The 8,158-nt window shown below is 63.7% G+C and carries 9 protein-coding genes; 1 reads left to right on the top strand and 8 read right to left on the bottom strand.

From position 1 onward, the window contains the following. Positions 1 to 88: 88 nt before the first annotated feature. From MESS4_RS11750 to MESS4_RS11715, 8 genes are all read right to left on the bottom strand, one after another. Positions 89 to 580 (bottom strand): F0F1 ATP synthase subunit B, encoded by a 492-nt coding sequence (locus MESS4_RS11750; protein ID WP_006330273.1) that lies wholly within the window; start codon positions 578 to 580, stop codon positions 89 to 91. A 10-nt stretch (positions 581 to 590) separates the two neighbouring features. Beyond that, positions 591 to 1,190 carry a F0F1 ATP synthase subunit B gene (locus tag MESS4_RS11745; RefSeq protein ID WP_006330272.1) on the bottom strand — a complete coding sequence of 200 codons (600 nt, stop codon included), beginning with the start codon at positions 1,188 to 1,190 and terminating at the stop codon, positions 591 to 593. Between the two features lie 77 nt (positions 1,191 to 1,267). After that, positions 1,268 to 1,492, bottom strand: coding sequence for a F0F1 ATP synthase subunit C (locus tag MESS4_RS11740; RefSeq protein WP_006330271.1), 225 nt, complete (start codon positions 1,490 to 1,492; stop codon positions 1,268 to 1,270). An 82-nt stretch (positions 1,493 to 1,574) separates the two neighbouring features. After that, positions 1,575 to 2,333 carry a F0F1 ATP synthase subunit A gene (locus MESS4_RS11735; protein WP_006330270.1) on the bottom strand — a complete coding sequence of 253 codons (759 nt, stop codon included), beginning with the start codon at positions 2,331 to 2,333 and terminating at the stop codon, positions 1,575 to 1,577. 70 nt (positions 2,334 to 2,403) lie between these two features. Continuing rightward, positions 2,404 to 2,802, bottom strand: coding sequence for an AtpZ/AtpI family protein (locus MESS4_RS11730; protein ID WP_006330269.1), 399 nt, complete (start codon positions 2,800 to 2,802; stop codon positions 2,404 to 2,406). Positions 2,803 to 3,066: 264 nt separating this feature from the next. Next, entirely contained in the window at positions 3,067 to 4,281 is a 1,215-nt protein-coding gene (locus tag MESS4_RS11725) for a cell wall hydrolase (protein WP_006330268.1), read from the bottom strand. A gap of 407 nt (positions 4,282 to 4,688) precedes the next feature. Next, on the bottom strand, positions 4,689 to 6,116 hold the full coding sequence (der, locus tag MESS4_RS11720) for a ribosome biogenesis GTPase Der (RefSeq protein WP_006330266.1): 1,428 nt from the start codon (positions 6,114 to 6,116) through the stop codon (positions 4,689 to 4,691). Between the two features lie 120 nt (positions 6,117 to 6,236). Then, positions 6,237 to 6,902 (bottom strand): tetratricopeptide repeat protein, encoded by a 666-nt coding sequence (locus MESS4_RS11715; RefSeq protein ID WP_006330265.1) that lies wholly within the window; start codon positions 6,900 to 6,902, stop codon positions 6,237 to 6,239. Between the two features lie 203 nt (positions 6,903 to 7,105). On the opposite strand from MESS4_RS11715, the gene MESS4_RS11710 reads away from it, so the two are divergent. Then, positions 7,106 to 8,143: a polysaccharide deacetylase gene (locus MESS4_RS11710; RefSeq protein WP_036241092.1), complete on the top strand. Its 1,038-nt coding sequence runs from the start codon at positions 7,106 to 7,108 to the stop codon at positions 8,141 to 8,143. Positions 8,144 to 8,158: the final 15 nt, after the last annotated feature.

The following is an 8,158-nucleotide window of genomic DNA, read 5'->3' as shown; positions in this document are numbered from 1 at the left end:
ATTGGCAGCTTCAGCGCTCCGCTCTCACCCCAACAAAAAAGCCGCCAGGTTGCCCGGGCGGCTTCGATTGTGCGACCGTTATGGCCGCCTAGTTGAGCTTTGCCTTCACGTCCTGCAGCGAAGCCTTGAACAGGTCGGCGCCAGCCTTGGCGTCCGTCTTGGCGGCAAGCAGCGCACGCGCTGCCTCGACGGCGATGTCGACGGCGCTGGCGCGGACTTCCCCGATTGCCTCGCGCTCGGCCTGGCCGATCTTCTGCTCGGCAAGCGCGGTGCGCCTGATGACATAGTCCTCGCTCTTCTTGTGCGCCTCGGCGGCAAGCATGTCGGCCTCGCGCTTGGCGGCAGCGACGATGTCGGCGGCTTCCTGCTCGGCTTCCTTGCGCTTCTTCTGGTATTGGCCGAGCAGTTGCTGGGCCTCCTCGCGCAGCCGGCGGGCCTCCTCAAGCTCGGCGCTGATCTTGGCGGCCCGGGCATCGAGCGACTTGGCGATCAGGCCCGGCACCTTGATGTAGATGGCGATACCGAGGAAAATGACCAGGGCAACCGTGGCCCAAAGCGTTGCGAGAGATGTGGCGTCCATGATGCGCTCCTCACCGGGCCACGGATTTGACCGCGGCCGCGATCTCGGCCTTGCTGGCCTTGCCGCCGACCAGCGCCTCGACGATGGCCGAGGCGGTGTCCTCGGCGATCGTGCCGACCTCCTTCATGGCGTTGGCCTTGATGGAGGAAATGCGGGCCTCGGCTTCGCCAAGCTTCTGGTCGAGCGCCGCCTCGATCTTCTTGCGGGCGGTCTCGGCCTCCGCCTTGGCGGCATCGTTGGCCTGCTGGCCGATCGCGTTGGCCCTGGTCTTGGCTTCCGCCAGTTCCTGCTCATAGGCGGCAACGGCGGCGTCAGCCTCGCCCTTCAGCCTGGCGGCATGGTCCAGATCCTGGGTGATCCGGTCATTGCGAACATCGATGATGCCACCGACGCGCGGCATCACCACCTTCTTCAGGAACAGGTAGAACAGCCCGAAAGTGATTGCCAGCCACAGAAGCTGCGACGGGAATGTCGCCGGATCGAATGGCGGGAACGTGCCGGGCGCCTTCGCGGGCACGCCGGTGCTGGATTGCGTAGCGCCTTCCGTCCCGGTATTGCCACCTTCGACGGCGGGCGCGGCCTCTTCTGCAAACGCAGATGTCACGAACATGGACTATCCCCTGATGTCAGGCCTGCCGCGGGCTTGCGGCCGGCCCGTCCAATTCCCAATATTAGCCGAACAGGGGCTCAGCCGAACAGGGCCAGAAGCGCGATGAGAAGGGAAAAGATGCCCAGCGCTTCGGTCACAGCGAAGCCGAAGATCAGGCGGCCGAACTGGCCATCGGCGGCCGACGGGTTGCGCAGCGCGCCCGACAGATAGCTGCCGAAGATGTTGCCGAGGCCAATGCCCGCGCCACCCATGCCCAGGCACGCGATGCCGGCGCCGATGTACTTTGCTGCTTCTGCTTCCATGTGTTCAACTCCTTTGGATCTAAAATTCCGTTGCAATTCCATCCGGCGGCAATGTCGAAACGCTTGGGCCGGAAACTCTTGATCAGTGCCCGGGATGCAGGGCGTCGTTGAGATACATGCAGGTCAGCACGGCAAAGACGTAGGCCTGCAGGAAGGCGACCAGCAATTCCAGCGCCGTCAGCGCCACCGCCATCGCCAGGGGCAGGACCGAGCCGGCCACGCCGACCGCGCCCAGCGCGCTCAGGCTGACGACAAAGCCGGAGAACACCTTCAGCGTGATGTGGCCTGCCAGCATGTTGGCGAACAGACGAACCGAGAGGCTGACCGGGCGCGACACGAAGGAAATCACCTCGATCAGCACCACCAGCGGCAAAAGGTAGACGGGAACGCCATGCGGCACGAACAGCTTCAGGAAACCGAGGCCGTGCTTCATGAAGCCGTAGACGACGACTGTTCCGATCACCAGCGCGGCGAGACCGAAGGTGACGATGATGTGGCTGGTGACGGTGAAGAAATACGGGAAGAGGCCAAGCAGATTGGCGACGAGCACGAACATGAACAGCGAAAACACGAAGGGGAAGAACTTCATGCCCTGTGTTCCGGCCGCATCCCTCAGCATGTTGCCGACGAATTCGTAGGCCATTTCGGAGACCGACTGAAGACGGCCGGGAATGAGGCTGCGGCTCGATGTCGAGAGGTAGAGGAACGCCGATGCGACGGCCACGGTCGCAACCATGAACAGCGCCGAATTGGTGAAGGACAGGTCGTAGCCGCCGATGTTGATCGGAATCAGCTTGACGATATTGAACTGGTGGATCGGATCGACCTTGTCAGCAGTCACTTAATAATCCCCATCAAAGCCGCGCGCGACTTTACTGTCCTGTTCATCGCGCCGGTCAGCGGCGCTTCGTTCATTCTTTCGGATCGCGCGGTTTCCCGTCCTGTCCGAATTCTGCCATAAGCCCTGCGGAGCGCATGACATTGAGCACACCGGCGCCAAAGCCCAGCAGCAGGAACACGATCAGACCCCATGGCGATGTCCCCGCCAGACGGTCGATGATCCAGCCGACGCCGGCACCAACCACTACCCCGGCGATGAACTCGCTGGACAGTTTGAGCGCCTGGCCATATCCGGCCACACTGCCCGCTTTCGCGTCGTCTTTCCCCTCGAGCCGGTCCGGCCGCCTTGTCGCAAGCGATGCTTCAAGGTCGCGCCGGCGGCGCTCAAGATCGTCGTCACGGATGTCGGCTTCATGCTGCTTGCCGCGGCCGGTTTCTCCGGTTCCGTCTGGCCCATTCTTGCCGGCCATCGAACCCCCCTGCCCGGTCAGACCGTCGCCGTCCGTCCGCTTCCTAAAGTCGCCGGCAACATAGTTAGAGGGTCTGCCTCCGTCAAGCCACGCGCGGAACTTCGGTGCCATGTATTTTTTATAATAAAATCAACACTTTGAAGAGGTGCGACATCGTGCCCGGCACAGCCACGTCGGCGCACGGGCCGAATCCGTCCGACGGTTGGTCTTCGATTGCCGATGCCCAAGGCCTTCCGGCCCGACCGAAAGCGCCGCAGAAAATGCTTAGCTCCAGCCGCCGCCATAGGTTCGGTAGAAGATATGCAGGCCAATCTTCGTCATTCTTTTCATCGACCGCGCCCAGCCCGGATTGACATAGTTGGCGTAGTAATGGGTCGACGATCCCACTTCCGGGATGAATATCTTGCCGGCGGTGACCGCCATGGCGACATCCTGAGCGATCCTGTAATTGGCGGGGCTCTCGATGCGCTTCTTCCTGCCGTCGCAGGCGAAGGAGAACTGGCAGCGGTTGAACCATTTGTCGTTCTGGTAGACGACGCCGCAGATCGAGTTCGGATAGGCCGGATTGCGGACTCGGTTGAGGATGACCTGGGCGACGGCGGCCTGGCCGCGCACGCTCTCGCCGCGCGCCTCGAAATAGATGCCGTTGGCAAGGCAGGCCTGCTCCGGCTTGGAGAAGACGCTCGCCGGCAACGGGTTCTGCATCCAGGAATGGTCGCCCTTGGCCATCGGCGGAATGAAGCGGCCATCGTTCGGCTTCTCGTCCTGCAGCAAGGCCTCGAAGGGCGATGCCTGCGCGTAGTCGGGCGCCGCCGATGCATAGGCAGTCGCGAGCACGTCGGGACGATCGTTGTTGACCAGCGCCGCAAGCATGGGCGGCACGCCGGGATCGGGCTTCTTGTCGACGCGCGCGTGGAATGCGGCGGCGATCTCGATCTCCCTGCCTTTGATCTCGGGCTTGGCGAAGGCCATCCTCAGGCCGCTGTCCATGCTCGGGCGAAGCAGCGAGGAGGTGCGCTCGAAGATCGAGCCGGCATTGAAGTTCTTCGGCGGCGCCACCGGCGAGACCTGGATGATGCGGCCCTTCTTGTCGGCGCGCTTGACGCGGTCCTCGTCGGGCGTCGTACCGGCCACGGCGCCCTTGCCGCGAAACGAGACGGCGCCGATGCCGGGCAACCGCACGCCTGAACCAGAGATCGAACCGGTGGTGTCGGAATCAAGAAAAGGCATCTCGGCGGCATGGACCGAACCGGCGACGGATTTCTCGACAAAGGCGCTCCAGCGGGCGTTCGGCGCTTCGAGGCCGGAGATCAGGCTCGTCATGTCCTGATAGGCAACGACATTGGGAAAGCCGACCCAGATGCCAAGCCCAATGACCAGAGGAGACAGGAAGGAACGCTTCTTCTCACTGGCGACGGCGACCAGCCACTTCAAGTCACCGGCGACGGCGACCAGCCGCTTCAAGACACGTCGATGCACGGAACTCTCCAGAAACGCGACTGACCCCACTGGAGAGCCAAAATGATGCATTAACCTTGATGGGCGGTTAACGGGACCGATCGTGTTTTTTTGATGTTGATCCGAAACGAGACGTCTTTTGCGCCGTCGAGCCAGGCCGGAAAATTCAGTTCGGCCGGAGAGGAAGGGCGCTTAGCCTTCAGCTTCGTCATCCTGGGGCGAAGCAAGGAGCGAAGCGACGCGGCGCAGACCCCGGGATCCATTCCGTGACCTTGGCCGAAGAATGCAGCGGAACAGAATTCTGCACCGTTGCAATGCTCTGAAGTCGCGGCATGGATCCTCGGGTCTGCGCCGCGTCGCTTCGCTCCTTGCTCCGCCCGTGGATGACGAAGGATGGCCGTCTCCGCCAATCGCCAAGGCATTGCCGCTCAGCGCTTCTTGGCCCTGCCGGCGAACGGATTGTCCGAGGTGCGCAAGGCGATGCGGATCGGCACGCCGGGCATGTCGAAGGCCTCGCGCAGACTGTTGGAGAGATAGCGGACATAGGATTGCGGCATCGCGTCGGGCCGCGAGCATTGGACGACGAAGCCCGGCGGCCGCGTCTTGGCCTGGGTGACGTATTTGACCTTCAGCCGGCGGCCGGCGACGGCGGGCGGCGGATGATGCGCCAATATGCCTTCCAGCCAGCGGTTGAGCTTGCCGGTCGAGACGCGGCTGTTCCAGACCTTGTGCGTCCTGATGACGGCGTCCATCAATTTGTCGAGGCCGCGCCCGGTCTCGGCCGAGACCGGCACCGCCTGGATGCCGCGCGCCTGCGGCAGCAGCCGCTCGGTCTTCTCGCGCAATTCAGCCAGGAGTTCCTGGGGGCGGTCGATCAGGTCCCATTTGTTGAAGGCGATCACCGGCGCGCGACCCTCGCGGATGATCAGGTCGGCGATCTGCAGATCCTGCTTCTCGAAGGGGATGGTGGCGTCGAGCACGATGATGACGATCTCGGCAAAGCGGATGGCGCGCAGGCCGTCCTGCACCGACATCACTTCCAGCTTTTCGTGGATCCTGGCCTTGCGGCGCATGCCGGCGGTGTCGAACAGTTTCACCCGCCGGCCGCGCCAGTCCCAGTCGACCGAGATGGAATCGCGGGTGATGCCGGCTTCCGGTCCGGTCAACAGCCGCTCCTCGCCGATCAGCGCGTTGATGAGCGTCGACTTGCCGGCATTGGGACGGCCGACGACGGCGATGCGCATCGGCTTGGTGTCGTCATAACCGGGTTCGGCATCGGGGTCGGTGATGTCCTCGCCAATCAGCACCTCGCTGGCGGCGATCTCGTCATCTTCATCCTCTTCCTCGCCGAAGGCACATTCCTCGCCGAGCGCCGCCACCACCGCGTCGCGCAGGTCCGGCAGGCCCTGGCCATGCTCGGCCGAGACCGGGATCGGTTCGCCAAGCCCAAGCTCCCAGGCCTCCAGCATGCCGCCCTGCGCGCCGCGCGCCTCTGCCTTGTTGGCGACCAGCACCACGGGCTTGCCGGACTTGCGCACGATCTCGGCAAAGGTCCTGTCGTCGGGCAGCAGGCCGGCTTTGGCATCGATGGTGAAGAAGATCAGGTCGGCCTCGCGGATGGCGATCTCGGTCTGCGCGCGCATGCGGCCGGGCAGCGTCGCGGCGCCCGCATCCTCGAAGCCGGCGGTGTCGATGACGTCGAAAGCGAGGTCGTAGAGCTTGGCGGCATGGACGCGGCGGTCGCGGGTGACGCCCGGCGTGTCGTCGACAAGCGCCAGTTTCCTTCCCACCAGCCGATTGAAAAGGGTCGATTTGCCGACGTTAGGCCGGCCGATGATGGCGACTTTGAAACCCATCCGACTCTACCGCCTATTGTGCATGTCGTTGACCCCAAAACCGCTTCGCACCCTTGGGTCAAGCCCGAGGGCATGCTTTTGGGCGACATATACTACGACGCGTTGCCCGGCCCGCGTGCACTACGACGCGCTGCCCGACCCGCGGATCAGCTCGGACATCAAGGTCGCCCGCTCGCGCGCGTTGCGCGGGGCGCCGTCATCCGCGGCGATCTGGTCGAACAGTTTCAGAGCATCCTGTGCCTTGCCTTCCTTCCAGGCGGCAAGGCCGAGCGCCTCGCGCGCGGTGTGGCGCAGCGTGTTGGTGTCGGCGGTGAGCGCCTCGACGCGGCTGGAGACATCAGCGAAGGTGCCGTGGTCGACCAGCAACAACGCTGCCCTGAGGCGCGCCATGTCGCGAAGGCCCTGAGGAATGGCGGTGTCGGCGGCGACCTCGTCGAAATCCTTGACGGCGGCGGCGACGTCGCCCTTGTCGGCCTTGACCGTTGCCGCACGCATGCGGGCGAGCAGTGGATAGGCGCCGTAGCCGTCCTTTTCCAGGGAATCGAGCGCAGCCAGCGCCTCGTCGCTCTTGCCGTCATTGGCAAGCTTCAGCGCCTGCGAGAAAGCGTCGCCCGAACGGTTGGCGCGGGTCTCGTCCCAATAGCGATAGCCGACGACGGCGGCGGTGCCGAGCACCACCAGCACCGCGAGCACAATCAAGGCAGGACCAAAACGGTCCCATAGAGCATGTGCCTGTTCGCGGCGAATCTCTTCGTTGACTTCGCGGATAAAACTGTCGTCGGACATCAATCAAAACCATTGCTGCCCCGGCCGGGGCGCTTCATGAGCCCGCGTTTTAGCGAAATTTCGCCGGCATGGAAGGGGTTCACCAGGAAAATCGGCTGATCGCGACGCAGGTGAGCGAAAGTGCGACGGCAAAGGCGACCGTACCCGTGCCACATTTCGCCGATAGCCGATCCTCAACCGTTCCTGTGCCAGACCGGGTGAAGATGGCTCGTTTGTCCCGCGTTGTTGCGTTTTCTCTTGCCTCGCTTTCTCTAGCCACGCTTTCTCTGGCCTCGCTTGCCGCAGCCGGCACGGCTTTCGCCGATCCGCCGGCAGCACCTGCGCCGGCAAGGCAAAAGCAGGTCGTCATCATCTCGTTCGACAGCGCCCGCGACATTTCGCAGTGGAAGCGCAGCCGGGCGCTGGCGCAGCGCACCGGCGCGCATTTCACCTATTTTCTCTCTTGCGTCTTCCTGCTGTCGCCGCAGTCGCGCGGGCAATACACCGCGCCCGGCAAGAGTGCCGGCAAATCGAATATCGGCTTTGCCGCCTCCAGGCAGGAGGTGGCCGAGCGGCTCGAACAGATCGGGCTCGCGGCTTCCGAAGGCCACGATATCGGCAGCCATGGCTGCGGCCATTTCGACGGCAAGGACTGGAGCAAGGCAGATTGGCTCGCCGAGTTCGGCTCGTTCGAGCACATTCTCGAGAACGCCTATTCGATCAACGGCATTGCGCCCGAACCCCAGGGCTGGCGCGATTTCGCGCGGCATGAGGTGGTCGGCTTTCGGGCGCCCTATCTGTCGACGAACAAGGCGCTCTACGAGGCGTTGCCAAAGGCCGGCTTCCTGTTCGACGCCAGCGGCGTTTCAAAAGGCCCGGTCCAGCCGCCCACCAGCAACGGCGTCACCCATTTTTCGCTGCCGCAGATCCCGGAAGGGCCTGACACAAGGCCGGTGATTGCCATGGACTACAATCTCTATGTCAGACATTCTGGCGGTTTCAAACGGCCAAGCAAGGCGGGCGAGTTCGCCGGCCGGACCTATGACGCTTTTCGCGCCGCCTTCGACACGCAATATCAGGGCAAACGCCTGCCGCTGGAACTCGGCTTCCATTTCACCTTGATGAATGACGGCGCCTACTGGAACGCGCTGGAGCGCTTTGCCGGCGAGGTTTGCGTCAAAGCCGACGTCGAGTGCATCAGCTTTCGCGACTATGTCACGCGGCAACGCGGCGGCGAGAGACAGGCAACGGTGGGCGGCTGAGCCGGCAAGCGATCA

Origin of the sequence: Mesorhizobium sp. STM 4661 (genome assembly GCF_000359125.1) — a bacterium.
GTDB lineage: Bacteria > Pseudomonadota > Alphaproteobacteria > Rhizobiales > Rhizobiaceae > Mesorhizobium.
The sequence above is the reverse complement of the archived record's forward strand: the minus strand, read 5'-3'. Positions and strand labels throughout refer to the sequence as shown.

What these genes read in the sequence shown, in the direction of transcription:
- MESS4_RS11750 (WP_006330273.1), bottom strand. Translation starts at nt 580, where the DNA reads ATGGACGCCACATCTCTCGCAACGCTTTGGGCCACGGTTGCCCTGGTC.
- MESS4_RS11745 (WP_006330272.1), bottom strand. Translation starts at nt 1,190, where the DNA reads ATGTTCGTGACATCTGCGTTTGCAGAAGAGGCCGCGCCCGCCGTCGAA.
- MESS4_RS11740 (WP_006330271.1), bottom strand. Translation starts at nt 1,492, where the DNA reads ATGGAAGCAGAAGCAGCAAAGTACATCGGCGCCGGCATCGCGTGCCTG.
- MESS4_RS11730 (WP_006330269.1), bottom strand. Translation starts at nt 2,802, where the DNA reads ATGGCCGGCAAGAATGGGCCAGACGGAACCGGAGAAACCGGCCGCGGC.
- der (WP_006330266.1), bottom strand. Translation starts at nt 6,116, where the DNA reads ATGGGTTTCAAAGTCGCCATCATCGGCCGGCCTAACGTCGGCAAATCG.
- MESS4_RS11715 (WP_006330265.1), bottom strand. Translation starts at nt 6,902, where the DNA reads ATGTCCGACGACAGTTTTATCCGCGAAGTCAACGAAGAGATTCGCCGC.
- MESS4_RS11710 (WP_036241092.1), top strand. Translation starts at nt 7,106, where the DNA reads ATGGCTCGTTTGTCCCGCGTTGTTGCGTTTTCTCTTGCCTCGCTTTCT.